Raw genomic sequence first — 13,759 nt, 5'->3', positions numbered from 1 at the left:
AAAGCCGGGGTCCATGCGGCGTCAGATAAGGTCGGTGTAGAGGTCGCGCCAATCGGGATTCATTGCCTCGATCAACTCGATCTTCCAGGCGCGTTTCCATTCCTTCATCTGTACCTCGCGGCGGCGAGCGTCCTGAAGATCTTCGAAATACTGGAACCACACGAGCGTTTTCAGGCCATATGTCTTTGTGAAACCCTCGATCAGGCCTTCGCGGTGTTGCCAGATGCGCTGGGGGAGGTTGCTGGTTACGCCGATGTAGAGCGTGCCGTTACGCTTATTCGTCAGGATGTAGACCCAGCCCTGTTTTATCATCACGCCGTTGCTACTGGACCCCGGCTTTCGCCGGGGAACAATTAACGCCAGTCTGGACATGTTTCGTCGAAGGTCTCGCTTCGCCTAGATGTCGGCAAGCAACGCCTTCGCTTCATCGCAATCGACCGCGATCTGCGCCATCAGCGCGTCCATCCCGTCATATTTCGCCTCGGGGCGGATGAAGGCGTGGAAGGCGACGTCGATTTCCTGCCCGTAGAGATCTTCGGCGAAATCGAAGAAATGCGGTTCGAGCAACTCCTTCGGCGGGTCGAAGCTGGGGCGGATGCCGAGGTTCGCGGCGCCCTTCAGGATGCGGCCGTCGGGGAGGCGGCCGGTGACGGCATAGATGCCGTAGCGGGGGCGGAGATATTGGCCCATTTCGAGGTTCGCGGTCGGAAACCCCAGCAGGCGGCCGTTCTTGTCGCCGTGCTGGACGACATTGCGCACGATGAAGGGGCGGGTGAGGAGGCGCGTCGCAGTGGCGCAGTCGCCCGACCGGAGCGCATCGCGGATGCGGCTCGACGAGACGACCTCCTCGCTATCGTCGACGGGGGCGACCATTTCGGTGAAGAAGCCGAGGCGGCGCGCATGGTCGGCGAGCGTCACGACATCGCCGCCGCGGCCTTTGCCGAAGGTGAAATCGGCGCCAGTGACGACGCCTGCCGCGCCGTAGCGATCGAGCAGGAGTTCGGTGATGAAATCCTCGGCGGTGGTCGCCGCGAGCGTCGCGTCGAAGGGGAGGACGAGCATCGCATCGGCGCCCGCCGCGCCGAACAGTTCGAGCCGCTGTGCGAGCGTGGTCAGGCGGAAGGGCGGGACGTCGGGCTTGAAAAAGCGCACCGGATGCGGGTCGAAGGTCGCGACGATCGCGGGGCGGCCCTCGTCCTTGGCATGGCGCACCGCGCGGCCGACGACGGCCTGATGCCCGGCATGGAAACCGTCGAAATTGCCGAGCGCGATGACGCCGCCGCGCAGATGGTCGGGGATTCGGTCATGGCCGTCGAGGCGGATCATAGACCTGCCTCTTCGTCCGCGCGTCTAGCGCCAAGCTGGAGAGTAAAGAAGCTGCGTGTCCCCGCGAAGGCGGGGACCCATCTCCCGCCGGATTGATTTTGCGCTGGCCGGAGATGGGCCCCCGCCTTCGCGGGGGAACGCGGCTTTTTCAAGGAAGGGGCTTCCGGGATCATGGGGCCGGTGCCGCCATCGGGACGATGCCAGCGCGCAGGACGCGGATCGCATTGCCGCCCATCGCGGCGCGGATCTCGTCGTCGGTGAAGCCCGCGTCGATCAGCGCCTGCGTCACCTGCACCAGCTTCGACGTGTCGAAGCGGACCGTTGTGCCGCCATCATAATCGCTGCCGAGCGCCACATACTGGATGCCCACGAGGTCGCGGACATGCTTCATCGCCTTTGCGATGCTGGCGGGCGAGGTGCCGCAGATCGCCGCGTCCCAGTATCCGATGCCGATCAGCCCGCCGGTGGCCGCGACGCCCCTGATCTGGTTGTCGTCGAGGTTGCGGTTAACCTTGCACGTCGCCTGCACCCCGCCGTGGCTCGAGACGACCGGGCGGCGTGCGATCTTCAAGATGTCGGCGACGCAGGCGCGGCTGCAATGCGCGATATCGACGATCATGCCGAGCTCTTCCATCCGCGGCACGATCTTGCGGCCGAGCGGAGTCAGGCCGTATTTCCTGAGGCCGTGCATCGAGCCCGCGACATCATTGTCGAAGAAATGCGCGAGCCCCGCCATGCGAAAACCCGCGGCGTGCAGCCGGTCGAGGTTGCGGATGTCGCCTTCGAGATCCTGCAGACCCTCGATGCTGAGCATCGCGCCCACCGGACGCGTCTCCGCGGCGCGTGCGGCGAGCAGCGCGTCGATGTCGGCGGGCGCGGCGACGGCGATGAGCTTGCCATCGGCCTTCGCGACCGCGCGGTGCAGCTTTTCGGCATGCCAGAGCGAGCGTTCGAGCAGCGAGCTCCATGTCCGCACCGGCTGGAGCTGGGCGATAGTAAGCGCGGTGATATTGTCGGTGTCGCCGCCGTTCGCGTCGTAATTCTGGCCCTTCGGCGTCTTCGTGACGCTCGAAAACACCTGCAGCGCGACATTGCCGTCTTCGAGCCGCGGCAGGTCGACGTGGCCGCGGCCGGCGCGGGTCAGCAGGCTGCGCTGCCACAGGAGCGTGTCGCTGTGCAGGTCGACGATGGTCAGCGTCTTGTGCAGCGCCCTTGCATGGTCGGAGACGGCGGCGAGCGGCTTGCCGTCGATCTTGTTGAGGCTGCGCTCGGTCATGCCGGGCGCGAGGCCGAAAAAGGCCCCCGCGGCGACGATCAGCACGATCGCGAGGCCGAGGAGCCAACGCTTCATCCGCGCTTCCGGGCGAGGGTGACGAAAGCGAAGGCCGGGCGGCCGTCGGCGGCGGGATGGTCCTCGCGCGCGATTTCCCGCCACTCGGCCGGGTCGGGCGCCGCGATCGACGCGTCGCCGGCGGGCGAGAGCGCGACTTCGGTGAGTTCGATACGGTCGGCGAGCGGCAGGAAGAGCTGGTAGATTTCGGCGCCGCCGATCACCATTACATGCGGCGCATTGGCCAGTTTCAGCGCCTCTTCGACGGTGGCGACGGGCTCGGCGCCCTCCTCCTGCCAGTCGCGATCGCGGGTGAGGACGATGTGGCGGCGGCCCTCGAGGATCGCGGGCAGGCTGTCGAAGGTCTTGCGCCCCATGATCATCGGGCGCCCCATGGTGAGTTGCTTGAAGCGGCGGAGGTCGGCGGGCAGGTGCCAGGGCATCTTGCCGTCGGCGCCGATGACGCCGTTGGCGGCACGCGCGAGGATCAGCGTTATTTCGGGGCGGTTCATGCGGGAGGTGCTCCGGGCGCTGCACCCGCCCATGTGGCGTGGCCGAGTTTGCGGCCATCGCGGACTTCGGTCTTGCTGTAATGGTGGACGTGGCAATTCTCGTCAGCGAGCAGCGCGGGGATCGCGGCGATGTCGGCGCCGATCAGGTTGCGCATGACGACGGGAAGCTGGCGCGTTGCGGTGCTGCCGAGCGGCAGGCCGGCGATCGCGCGGATATGATTGTCGAACTGGCTCGCGACCGCGCCCTCGATCGTCCAGTGGCCGCTGTTGTGGACGCGCGGCGCCATTTCGTTGAATACCGGCCCGGCGTCGGTCGCGAAGAACTCGCCGGTGAGGACGCCGACATAGTCGAGCGCGGCGGCGATCTCGGCCATCATCGCGCGCGCTTCGGCCTGTTGGGCTGCGACGATCGGCGGCGCTGGCAGGCTGGCGGTCGCGAGGATGCCGCCTTCGTGAACATTGACGGTCGAATCCCAATAGCGGACTTCGCCGTCGAGGCCGCGGACGAGGATCACCGAAAATTCATGCTCGAACGCGACGAAGCCTTCGAGGATCGCGGCGTGGCGGCCGATCGTCTCCCATGCCGTGTCGGCGTCGGCGGCTGTCCCGAGCCGCGCTTGCCCCTTGCCGTCATAGCCCATGCGCACGGTCTTGAGGATCGCAGGTGCGCCGATCTCGCCAAGCGCCGCATCGAGCGTGGCGCGGTCGGGGACCGATGCGAAAGGCGCGGTGCGGCCGCCGAGCCCCGCGACGAAAGTCTTCTCGGCAAGACGATCCTGCGCGATCTCGAGCGCCTTCGCACCCGGATGCACCGCGACATGGCCCGAGAGGAAGCGGACGGTGTCGACGGGGACATTCTCGAACTCGAAGGTGACGATATCGCAGGCGGCGGCAAACGCGGCGAGGCGCGGTTCGTCGTCCCATGCCGCCTGACTGTGGTGCGCGGTGACTTCGGCGGCGACACTTTCGGCGTCGGGGGCGTAGATATGCACCTTGTAGCCGAGCTGCGCCGCCGCGACCGCGAGCATGCGTCCGAGCTGGCCGCCGCCCAAGATGCCGATCGTCGAACCGGGTGGCAGCAAGGGCTCAGCCCTCGCGCACGGGCGTCGGAGCGACGCTGTCGGTCTGCTTTACGCGCCAGTCTTCAAGTTTTTGTGCCAGTTCGGAGCATTCGTTGGCGAGCAGCGATACCGCGAACAGGCCTGCGTTGGTCGCGCCCGCCTTGCCGATCGCAAAGGTCGCGACGGGGATGCCGCCGGGCATCTGGACGATCGAATAGAGGCTGTCGACGCCGCTCAAGGCGGCCGACTGGACGGGCACGCCGAGCACCGGGACGCGCGTCATCGAGGCGACCATGCCGGGCAGGTGCGCGGCGCCGCCGGCGCCCGCGATGATCGCCTTCAAACCACGCGCGGATGCGCTTTTGGCATAGTCGACGAGGCGGTCGGGGGTGCGGTGCGCCGAGACGATCCGCACCTCGTGCGCGATGCCGAATTCCTCCAGCATCTGAACCGCGTGCGCCATCGTCGGCCAGTCCGACTGGCTCCCCATGATCACCCCTACCTGCGGCGTGCCGTCGCTCACAAGAGCCCTCCGAATCCCGATCCTGCTATCCCCCTAGAGTCTGTCCGCCGCGCTGGCAACGCCATCCAAATGCCATCCGCGGCGTTTACCGATTGGTATCCACTCGGCGGCTAGGGTCTTCGTCGCATATCGTGTCGGCATCGTGCCGGCGGACCAGAGGGTATGCGTCGGGGATAGGGAATGGATATCGCAGGGGGGGCACGGATAGCGGTCGACCGGACCGGCTTCGCATCCGTTGACTCCATCGAGGACCAGCTGCGCGAATTGCGCAGGGAACGCGACGCGTTGCGCCGGGAGAACCGCATCCTGAAGATTGCGGTGGCCGAGCTCGAACGCGTGTCGGAACGCGACACGCTGACCCCGCTGTTCAACCGGCGCTATTTCCTGACCGCGATCCACCAGCGCCTCGCGCGCTTCGAACGCCACGCCGAAAGCGCGGCGGTGGTGTTCATCGACGTCAACCAGCTCAAATATATCAACGACAGTTTCGGCCATGCGGCAGGCGACTTTGCGCTGCTCCAGATCGCGACGCGGCTCGATGAATCGATCCGCGCGACCGACGTCGCGGCGCGTATCGGCGGCGACGAATTCGGCCTGATCCTCGACCAGTCGACCGAAGAGGGCGCGCGCGTGCAGGTCAACCGCCTGCGCCACGTGCTGAGCGCCGAGCCTGCGATCTATGACGGGCACGTGATCCAGCTGTCGGCCTGTTTCGGGGTCGCGATGCTGGAGGCGGGGGCGACCGAGTCCGAGATTCTCGCCGCCGCCGACCGCGACATGTACCGCAGCAAACAGTCGCAGGACGCCGATTCTCCGGTACGCCACCGCTAGGGTCAGGACCCATTAATTCCGCCATTTCGGCGTCCCTGCGGGATTTGACCGATTTTGCCTGTGGCTTCGTCGAAAAGTCTGGAAATATCGACATATTCCTGCGCCTTTTCTCCTCGCCCCAAGCAGAATCGCTCAAACCTCGATCGCGGAATTAATGGGTCCTGACCCTAACTACCGATTAACCATTGGGGCGCATGCTGCTCCCTGGGGAACCAGGGGGCGGACGATGGCTATCCAGACCGACCATTATCAGGAAATCCAGGACCGTATCGGCGGACAGATCGGAGCGCTTGCCGAGGCGCTGCCGCATTGCGCGCTCGCGCAGATCGTGCAGGGGGTCGACGATATTCGCTGCCTCGCGCGCGACAATGGCTTTGCTGCCGTCGAGATGCTGGCGAGCCGGCTGGAATCGGCGGTCGCGGGCGGCGGCTATCGCGCCGCGATCCTGACCTATCTCGACGCGATGAGCGACGCGGTGCTGGCGCCGCGCGGGCCGCTGCCTGCCGCCGCCCAGGAAGCGTGGCTGGCGTCGGTGGCGATGCGGCTCGGGCATTGACGCGCCGCGCCTGACGGCGCAGGCGGTTTGTCATGGATGCGATCATGCTCGCCCTCGTCGCCGTGGCGCTCGCCAATGCCGACGGGCGGACGGGACTCCTGCTTTCGGACCTGCTCGCCGCGCGGAACGACCGGCGGCGCGTCGTCGCCATCGCTTTTGGCGCGTTCATCGCCAATGCGCTGATCGCCGCGATCGCGGGCGCGGCGCTGAACCGGATGGTCGGGCAGGGGATCGTTTCGCTGCTGATCGCCTTTGCAACGCTGACCGCGGCGGCCGCGCTGCTGTGGCGCGGGCGGCTCGGCCCGCCGGCGGAGGAGATGTCCGATGCGGCGCCCGCGGTGCTCGCGGTGCGGATGCTCGCGCTGCAATTCGGCAATCGCAGCCATTTCCTGATCGGCGCGCTCGCCGCGACGAGCGGCGCGGGGCTTTGGGCAGCCGCGGGCGGGCTGGTCGGGTGGATATTGGCGTTGCTCCCTTTCCTCGCCTTCGGACCAGCGCTCGCGGCGCAGCGGCCGGTACAAGTCCTGCGCTATGCCGGCGCGGCGATCCTGGTCCTGTGGGGCGTTCGCGCGGGGATGACCGCTTTCGGCTTATAGTAGAGCCTCATTTATGACCGTTGGTTTCATCGGTTTATTCGATGAAAGCCACCAAAAGGTTCAATGGGAAAATTCCTGTTCGCGGCCCTACATGGTAGGGGCCAACGAAAGGATCATCCCATGCCCGACAATCACAATCAGCCCGCCGTCGCCGATGCGCTCAACGCGCTGCTCGCCGACAGCTTCGCGCTCTATCTCAAGACCAAAAATTATCACTGGCACGTCCAGGGGCCGCACTTCCGCGAACTGCACCTGTTGTTCGACGAACAGGCGACGCAGATCCTTGGCACCACCGACCTGATCGCCGAACGCGTTCGCAAGAATGGCGCGGCGACGCTGCGCTCGATCGGCGACGTGTCGCGCCGCCAGTCGATCAAGGACGACGATGCCACGTCGGTGACCGCCGATGCGATGGTCAGGACGCTGGCCGAGGACAACCGGACGCTGCTTGCCCAGCTCAAGGAGGTGAAGGCGGCGGCCGAGGCCGAGGGCGATATCGCGACGAGCGGACTGGTGGATGCCTGGGCCGACGAGACGCAGCAGCGGATCTGGTTCCTCGAGGCCACGGCGGGCTATTGAGGCCGGCGATGGTCGTTCGCGATCGGGTGGAGGCGGCCCGCTTCACATGACAGTTCGCGACCCCGGATCGGTCTAGGCCACCTCCCAATAAGGCGGGTCGCCGAACGCGTCTTTCAGATGATCGCGCAGCGCGCGCAGCTTTGCCGACGGGTCGCGGCCCTGCGAATGCGCCATGTAGATCCATTCCTCGTCGGGGGGGATAGCGAGCGGGATGGCGACGAGCGTGCCTGCCTTGATCGCCGGGCCGGCGATGAAGGCGGGGAGCATCGCGATGCCGAGGCCCGCTGCCACCGCGTCGCGGATCATGTCGCCGTTGTTGACGCCGAGCGCCTGTCTGGCCTGGATCGCAATCGGGCCGTCGGCGGTGCGAAAGTGCCAGTCGGCGACGCCGCGATTGGTGTAGAAGATGCCGCGGTGGTCGCCGAGATCTTCGAGGCTCTGCGGCGTGCCATGCTCCGCCAGATACGCCGCGGACGCAGTGAGGATACGGCGGCTTTTGGCGAGTTTCCAGACGATGAGGCGCGTGTCGTCGATCACCCCCTGGCGGATGATCGCGTCGTGGCCGCTCGACGCGACGTCGATGCGGCGGTCGTCGAGGTCGAGCGTGAGCTGGATTTCGGGATGGGCTTTGAGGAACGGATAGAGCGCGGGGCCGAGGTGCATATGGCCGAAGGTGACCGGCGCGGCGATGCGCAGCGGGCCCGCGAGCGTGCCGCGGCGTTCGGCGATGGCGGCGGCGGCTTCGGTGACGTCGCGGACGATGCGCTGCGCGCGCGGCAGGAAGGCGGTGCCGTCCTCGGTCAGGCTCAGCTTGCGGGTGGTGCGATGGAGCAACGCGCTGCCAAGCGAGCGTTCGAGTTCGGCGAGGCGTTCGCTCACCACCGATTTCGACAGGCGAAGCTGGCGCGCGGCGCCGCTGATCGAGCCATGCTCGACCGTTGCGACGAAGGCGGCGATTCCCTCGATGCGGATCATGGTCGAGATATGGGCCCCGGCTTTCGCCGGGGATCAGCTTTTCGCCGAGGAAGGCGCATTCCATCCATTGTTCGGTAATTCCGAATTATAGAACCAAGAACTGCTGTCTATTCCGAACGACGTGCAAAGTCCACTTACTCCGCATCGACCACGGGCATCGGGCCCGCCGCCGAACAGGAGAAAAGTCATGAACCGTTTGCAGAACAAGGTCGCGATCGTCACCGGCGCCAGCTCGGGGATCGGCCGCGAGACCGCGAAACTTTTTGCCGCCGAGGGCGCCAGCGTCGTCGTCGGCGCGCGCCGTCAGGCCGAACTCGACAGCCTCGTCGCCGAAATCACCGCCGCGGGCGGCAAGGCCGTCGCGGTCGCGGGCGACGTCCGCAGCGAAGCTTTCCACGCGGCGCTGGTCGCTGCGGCCGTGAAGAATTTCGGCCGGCTCGACATCGGGTTCAACAATGCCGGCGTCTTCGGCGAAGCCGGCCCGAGCACCGAGGTATCGGAAGCGGGCTTCAACGACGCGCTGCAGGTCAACCTCACCGGCTCCTTCCTCGCCGCGAAGCATCAGATCGCCGAGATGGTCAAGCATGGCGGCGGGTCGGTGATCTTCACCTCGACCTTCGTCGGCTACAGCTTTTCCTTTCCCGGCAGCGCGGCCTATTCGGCGAGCAAGGCCGGGCTGATCGGGCTGACGCAGGCGCTGGCAGCCGAATATGGCCCGCAGAATGTCCGCGTCAATTCGGTGCTCCCCGGCGGCGTCGCGACCGACATGTTCGAGGCGGTCAACGACAGCCCCGAAAAGCAGGATTTCGTGACCAATCTGCACGCCGTGAAGCGTGTCGGCCAGCCGAACGAGATCGCGAAGGCCGTGCTCTTCCTTGCCTCCGACGATGCGAGCTTCGTCACCGGCACGGCATCGCTGGTCGACGGCGGGGCATCGATCACGCGCAGCTGATCGGTCGCCCGGCGACCCGAGAGGGCGGAGCCTGCGGGCCCCGCCCTTTTCTCTTTGGGATCGGACGGGTTTGGGACTTCCCCCGCCCCGTGACTTTGCCTATCGCGACCCGGCAATGTCCGCCGCTGCTCTCCTCCCCTTGCTCAAATCCACCTTCGGTTTCGACGCGTTCCGCGGGCGACAGGCCGAGGTCGTCGATCGCGTGATGGCGGGCGAGCGGACGCTGGCGGTGATGCCGACCGGCGCGGGCAAGTCGCTGACCTATCAGCTTCCCGCAGTCGCGCTCGACGGCTGCGTCGTCGTCGTGTCGCCGCTGATCGCGCTGATGCACGACCAGCTGCGCGGCGCGCGCGCGGCGGGGATTCGCGCGGCGAGCCTGACGAGCGTCGATGCCGATTTCGCCGACACGCGGCAGGCCTATCGTGACGGCGCGCTCGACCTCCTCTATATCGCGCCCGAGCGCGCGACGGGCGACGGGTTCCGGTCGCTGATGGAGGCGCGCCGTCCGGCGCTGTTCGCGATCGATGAGGCGCATTGCGTCAGCGAATGGGGGCATGATTTCCGGCCCGATTACCGCTTACTGCGGCCGCTGCTCGACGCCTTTCCCGACGTGCCGCGGCTCGCGCTGACCGCGACCGCCGACAAGCACACGCGCGAGGATATCCTCGTCCAGCTCGGTATTCCGGGCGACGGATTGATCCTCGCGGGGTTCGACCGGCCGAATATCCGCTACCGCGTGACGCCGCGCATCAGCCCGGCGAAGCAGCTCACCGATTTCATCGCCGCCAATCCGGGGCCGGGGATCGTCTATTGCCCGACGCGCGACGGGGCCGAGAGAATGGCGGCGAAGCTCGCCGCCGCGACGGGACGCAGCGTGGCGGCCTATCATGCCGGGCTCGACCCCGAAACGCGGGCGCGGGTGCAGCATGATTTCGTCGCGTCGGAGGACGGCATCGTCACCGCGACGGTCGCCTTCGGCATGGGGATCGACAAGCCCGATGTGCGCTTCGTCGCGCATGCCGGGCTGCCGAAATCGATCGAAAGCTATTATCAGGAAACCGGCCGCGCGGGCCGCGACGGCGACCCCGCCGAGGCGCTGATGCTGTGGGGCGCCGAGGATTTCGCGCGCGCACGGATGCGGCTGGGCGAACTGCCCGAGGCCCGGATTGCGGGCGAGCGGGCGCGCCTCAACGCGCTCGCGGCGCTGGTCGAGACGGTCGAGTGCCGCCGCGCCCTGCTGCTGCGGCATTTCGGCGAGACGCCGCCCGAACGCTGCGGCAATTGCGACACCTGCCTCGACCCGCCGAGCCAGGTCGATGCGACGGTGCTGGCGCAGAAGCTGCTGAGCGCGGTCTATCGCACCGGGCAAAGCTATGGCGCGGGCCATGTCGAGGCCGTGCTGACGGGCCGTGCCGACGAGCGCATCGCGAGCCGGGGGCATGACAAGCTCTCGGTCTTCGGGATCGTCGCGGGTGAGGAAGCACGGCTGATCAAGCCGCTCGTCCGCACGCTCGTCGCGCGCGAGGCGCTCGAGACGACCGAGCATGGCGGGCTGATGTTCGGTCCCGCCGGGCGCGCGGTGATGAAGGGCGAGGTGCCGGTGCTGATCGCCGAGCCGCCGGCACGGCGCCTCCCCCGGACCTTGCGCGGCGAGCGCGCGGCGGCGAACCCTGTCGGCGATCCGCTGTTCGACGCGCTCCGCGCGACTCGGCGCGAGCTGGCGATCGAGGCAGGGGTGCCGCCCTATGTGATCTTCCACGACGCGGTGCTGCGCGCGATGGCGAACGAGCGGCCCGCGACACGGAGCGCACTTGGCGGCATTCCGGGGGTCGGCGCGAAGAAGCTCGAAGCGTGGGGCGACGCTTTCCTGTCGGTGATCCGCCAGTTTTGAGCTAGCAGGGCGCGCATGGGGGCGCTCGATACAATCGACCCGATGATTCGCGGCGGTGCGACCGCGCTCTTCCTGCTGTGGATCGCGATCCTGTGGCGCGACCATCGTGCCGTACCTGCGGCGCGGGTCGCGATCGCGATGAATGTGTCGATCATCTCCTACCTGCTTGCACGCGTCCTGCATCCCGAGGGCGCGACCCTTTTTCCCTATGTCATTGCCGACGCGCTGTCGGTGATGGTGCCCGCGCTGTTCTGGCTTTTCGCGCGGCTGTGGTTCGACGATCGGCGACGGATCGGCTGGCAAAGCTGGGCGCTCGTCTCGGCGTTCGGCGCGCTGCCGCTGATCCAGGTCGTGCTGATCGCCGCGACGGGCGATTTCAGCCCGGCGATCTGGATCCTCGTGCGCATCGGCATGTTCGCCTTCGCGATCGCGGGCATGTGGATCGCGTGGCGCGGACGCGCGAACGACCTGATCGAGGCGCGGCGCAGCTTCCGCCTCGGCGTCGTCGGCGCGATCGGCGGTTTCGTGATCTGGGTGAGCTTCCTCGAGATGTTCCACAATCGCGACATGAGCCACGATCTGGCGCGGACGCTGACCTTGGCCGCGATCCTCGTCGCGACCTTCATCGTCTCGGTCGGCCTCTATCGCTTCCGCTCGGCTGAGCTGTTCGCGGTGCCCGACGCCGCGCCGACGCCGGCCGCGCGGCCCGCCGAGCCTTCGGCGCTCGCGCAGCGGCTTCGCGTCGTGATGGCCGAGGAGCGCGCCTATCGCGCCGAAGGGTTCAGCATCGCAGCGCTCGCGGCGCGGCTCGGCGAGCCCGAATATCGCGTGCGGCGCGCGATCAACGGCGAGATGGGGCATCGCAACTTCACGGCCTTTCTCAACGGCTTTCGCCTCGACGAGGTGCGTGCGGCGCTCGCCGATCCGGCGCAGCGCGAGGTGCCGATCCTGACGATCGCGCTCGACGCGGGCTTTGGTTCGCTGGGTCCGTTCAACCGCGCGTTTCGCGACGCCGAGGGGATGACGCCGAGCGAGTACAGGTCTGTGCACCTAGCCGATTCCGGAATCGGCTAGCCGATTTTCGACTGTGCGGGGCTGGCGCCGCGCAAAACTGTTTCATGCCGGTCATCCACCGAAAAGGACGACGCCATGATCGCATCCATTCCTCCCCTTGCCATATTGCTCGAAAAGGGCCCGGCGATGTTCGCCTTCGATTTCGGCCGCTACCTTGTCGCCGCGAGCGTCACCAGCGCGGTCGTCTGGGGGCTGCGCCGGTCGAGCATCGCCGCGCGCAAGATCCAGGCGCGCGAAGCGAGTGCCGCCGACAAGCGCCGCGAATTCCTGCAATCGCTGCAGACGGTCGGCGTCTATCTGTTCGTCGCGCTGTTCATCGTCTGGGGCGTCGATACGGGGGTGCTGCACCGTTTCGAGGGGAGTTATGGCATCTGGGGCGACATGGCGCTGCTCGCGGCGATCGTCGTCGCGCACGACGCCTATTTCTACTGGGTCCACCGCGCGATGCACCATCCCAGACTGTTTAAACGTTTCCACCGCGCGCACCATCGCTCGATCACCCCGACGCCCTGGGCCGCCTACAGCTTCGCCATCCCCGAGGCGTTCGTGATGATCCTGTTCGTGCCGATCTGGCTCTTTTTCGTAGCGACGCCGGTGTGGGTCATGTTCCTGTGGATCAACTTCCAGATCATCCGCAACGCGATGGGGCATGCGGGTTTCGAGCTGCACCCGCGCTGGTGGCTGTCGACGCCGGCGACGCGCTGGATAAACACGACGACGCACCACGACCTGCATCACAGCGGCGGCTTCAACACCAATTACGGCCTCTATTTCACCTGGTGGGACAAATGGATGGGGACCGAGCATCCCAGATATGCCGAGCGGTTCCACGAGGTTGTCTCGCGCGAACCCGTCGGCGCCGGACATCTTCAGGCGTCCGAGGGCGAAATCACCGAAACGATGTCGCTGCGCAGCGTCCAGCCGAGCCGTTCGTAGAGCGCCTTGCCGTCGGCGGTAGCGACCAGCAGGCACTCGTTGGCACCGCGTTGGATGGCGCAGCGAGTGAGTTCGGCCATGATCGCCGAGCCGAGTCCGCGCCGGCCGAACCGGGGTTCGGTGACGATCTGGTCATAGACGGCGGTGGCGCCATGGATACCGAGAACGCCGTGCGCGGCGAGGGATCCGTCGCTATGCCGGGCGGTAGCCTCGAAACGGTCGGCGCTTTCTTCGACCTCGATCATGAAATCGGGCGTGGGCCGTGCTGCCGGCACGGCGGCGCCGGTCGCCATCAGCCACATCGGATCGCGCGCGTGCCAGTGCCGCGGAACGTGAGGGAGAATCGCATCGCGTGGTGCCGCGATATCGACATAGATATGCGGCGCGTCGACCGCGGCGAAGGCTGCGGCCGCGGTTTCGCCCGACGCGTTCCCGAGAATGAAACGGCCAAGCTGGTCCGGCTTGCCGGCCTCGAACCACAGGGCCGGGGGATTGGTCGCCTCAACCGGCTCTGCATATCCGCGCGCCGAGCAATAGCCGAAGGCCCATTTGAAATGATCGTCCATCGCGTCGAGCATAAGCGATGCGCGAGGCAAGAAAAGTGACAACGCGCCTTC

General features: G+C 67.0%; 16 protein-coding genes. 8 read left to right on the top strand and 8 right to left on the bottom strand.

What is annotated here, in order from left to right; all coding sequences use genetic code 11:
• Positions 1-21: 21 nt before the first annotated feature.
• From QOL68_RS10795 to purE, 6 genes are all read right to left on the bottom strand, one after another.
• Positions 22-312 (bottom strand): GIY-YIG nuclease family protein, encoded by a 291-nt coding sequence (locus QOL68_RS10795; RefSeq protein WP_282949530.1) that lies wholly within the window; start codon positions 310-312, stop codon positions 22-24.
• 84 nt (positions 313-396) lie between these two features.
• Positions 397-1,326, bottom strand: coding sequence for a bifunctional riboflavin kinase/FAD synthetase (locus tag QOL68_RS10790; protein ID WP_282949464.1), 930 nt, complete (start codon positions 1,324-1,326; stop codon positions 397-399).
• Positions 1,327-1,495: 169 nt separating this feature from the next.
• Complete coding sequence (locus QOL68_RS10785; protein ID WP_282949465.1) at positions 1,496-2,677, bottom strand: dipeptidase; 1,182 nt, start codon at positions 2,675-2,677, stop codon at positions 1,496-1,498.
• Positions 2,674-3,168, bottom strand: coding sequence for a dihydrofolate reductase (locus QOL68_RS10780; RefSeq protein ID WP_058456796.1), 495 nt, complete (start codon positions 3,166-3,168; stop codon positions 2,674-2,676). The genes QOL68_RS10785 and QOL68_RS10780 overlap by 4 nt, the downstream gene beginning before the upstream one ends.
• Positions 3,165-4,250, bottom strand: a complete 1,086-nt coding sequence (locus tag QOL68_RS10775) for a 5-(carboxyamino)imidazole ribonucleotide synthase (protein WP_204992273.1) — start codon at positions 4,248-4,250, stop codon at positions 3,165-3,167. The genes QOL68_RS10780 and QOL68_RS10775 overlap by 4 nt, the downstream gene beginning before the upstream one ends.
• A 4-nt stretch (positions 4,251-4,254) precedes the next feature.
• Entirely contained in the window at positions 4,255-4,752 is a 498-nt protein-coding gene (gene purE, locus QOL68_RS10770; RefSeq protein WP_282949466.1) for a 5-(carboxyamino)imidazole ribonucleotide mutase, read from the bottom strand.
• Positions 4,753-4,932: 180 nt separating this feature from the next.
• Here purE and QOL68_RS10765 point away from each other — a divergent pair, with 180 nt between their 5' ends.
• The 4 genes from QOL68_RS10765 to QOL68_RS10750 all read left to right on the top strand — a co-directional run bounded on the left by QOL68_RS10765 (position 4,933) and on the right by QOL68_RS10750 (position 7,314).
• Entirely contained in the window at positions 4,933-5,583 is a 651-nt protein-coding gene (locus QOL68_RS10765) for a GGDEF domain-containing protein (RefSeq protein WP_058456797.1), read from the top strand.
• Between the two features lie 226 nt (positions 5,584-5,809).
• Positions 5,810-6,139: a hypothetical protein gene (locus QOL68_RS10760; RefSeq protein ID WP_204992275.1), complete on the top strand. Its 330-nt coding sequence runs from the start codon at positions 5,810-5,812 to the stop codon at positions 6,137-6,139.
• Positions 6,140-6,171: 32 nt separating this feature from the next.
• The gene (locus QOL68_RS10755) at positions 6,172-6,735 is read left to right on the top strand and encodes a hypothetical protein (RefSeq protein ID WP_282949467.1); all 564 of its coding nucleotides are present in this window, start codon (positions 6,172-6,174) and stop codon (positions 6,733-6,735) included.
• Between the two features lie 120 nt (positions 6,736-6,855).
• Positions 6,856-7,314, top strand: coding sequence for a Dps family protein (locus QOL68_RS10750; protein ID WP_282949468.1), 459 nt, complete (start codon positions 6,856-6,858; stop codon positions 7,312-7,314).
• 72 nt (positions 7,315-7,386) lie between these two features.
• On the opposite strand, the gene QOL68_RS10745 is transcribed toward QOL68_RS10750, so the two are convergent.
• Positions 7,387-8,289, bottom strand: coding sequence for a LysR family transcriptional regulator (locus QOL68_RS10745; RefSeq protein WP_282949469.1), 903 nt, complete (start codon positions 8,287-8,289; stop codon positions 7,387-7,389).
• Positions 8,290-8,476: 187 nt separating this feature from the next.
• Between QOL68_RS10745 and QOL68_RS10740 the strand changes: the two genes are divergently transcribed.
• From QOL68_RS10740 to QOL68_RS10725, 4 genes are all read left to right on the top strand, one after another.
• Entirely contained in the window at positions 8,477-9,241 is a 765-nt protein-coding gene (locus QOL68_RS10740; RefSeq protein ID WP_058456802.1) for an SDR family oxidoreductase, read from the top strand.
• Between the two features lie 115 nt (positions 9,242-9,356).
• Positions 9,357-11,132 (top strand): DNA helicase RecQ, encoded by a 1,776-nt coding sequence (gene recQ / locus QOL68_RS10735; RefSeq protein ID WP_282949470.1) that lies wholly within the window; start codon positions 9,357-9,359, stop codon positions 11,130-11,132.
• Between the two features lie 15 nt (positions 11,133-11,147).
• Entirely contained in the window at positions 11,148-12,206 is a 1,059-nt protein-coding gene (locus QOL68_RS10730; RefSeq protein ID WP_282949471.1) for an AraC family transcriptional regulator, read from the top strand.
• Between the two features lie 75 nt (positions 12,207-12,281).
• Positions 12,282-13,142: a sterol desaturase family protein gene (locus QOL68_RS10725; RefSeq protein ID WP_282949472.1), complete on the top strand. Its 861-nt coding sequence runs from the start codon at positions 12,282-12,284 to the stop codon at positions 13,140-13,142.
• On the opposite strand, the gene QOL68_RS10720 is transcribed toward QOL68_RS10725, so the two are convergent.
• Positions 13,076-13,738: a GNAT family N-acetyltransferase gene (locus QOL68_RS10720; protein ID WP_282949473.1), complete on the bottom strand. Its 663-nt coding sequence runs from the start codon at positions 13,736-13,738 to the stop codon at positions 13,076-13,078. The two genes, QOL68_RS10725 and QOL68_RS10720, sit on opposite strands and share 67 nt — an antisense overlap.
• Positions 13,739-13,759 lie beyond the last annotated feature (21 nt).

It is taken from the genome of Sphingopyxis sp. Geo25, assembly GCF_949769135.1.
Lineage (GTDB): Bacteria > Pseudomonadota > Alphaproteobacteria > Sphingomonadales > Sphingomonadaceae > Sphingopyxis.
Note: the sequence above shows the minus strand (reverse complement) of the source record. Positions and strands in the feature narration are given on the sequence as shown.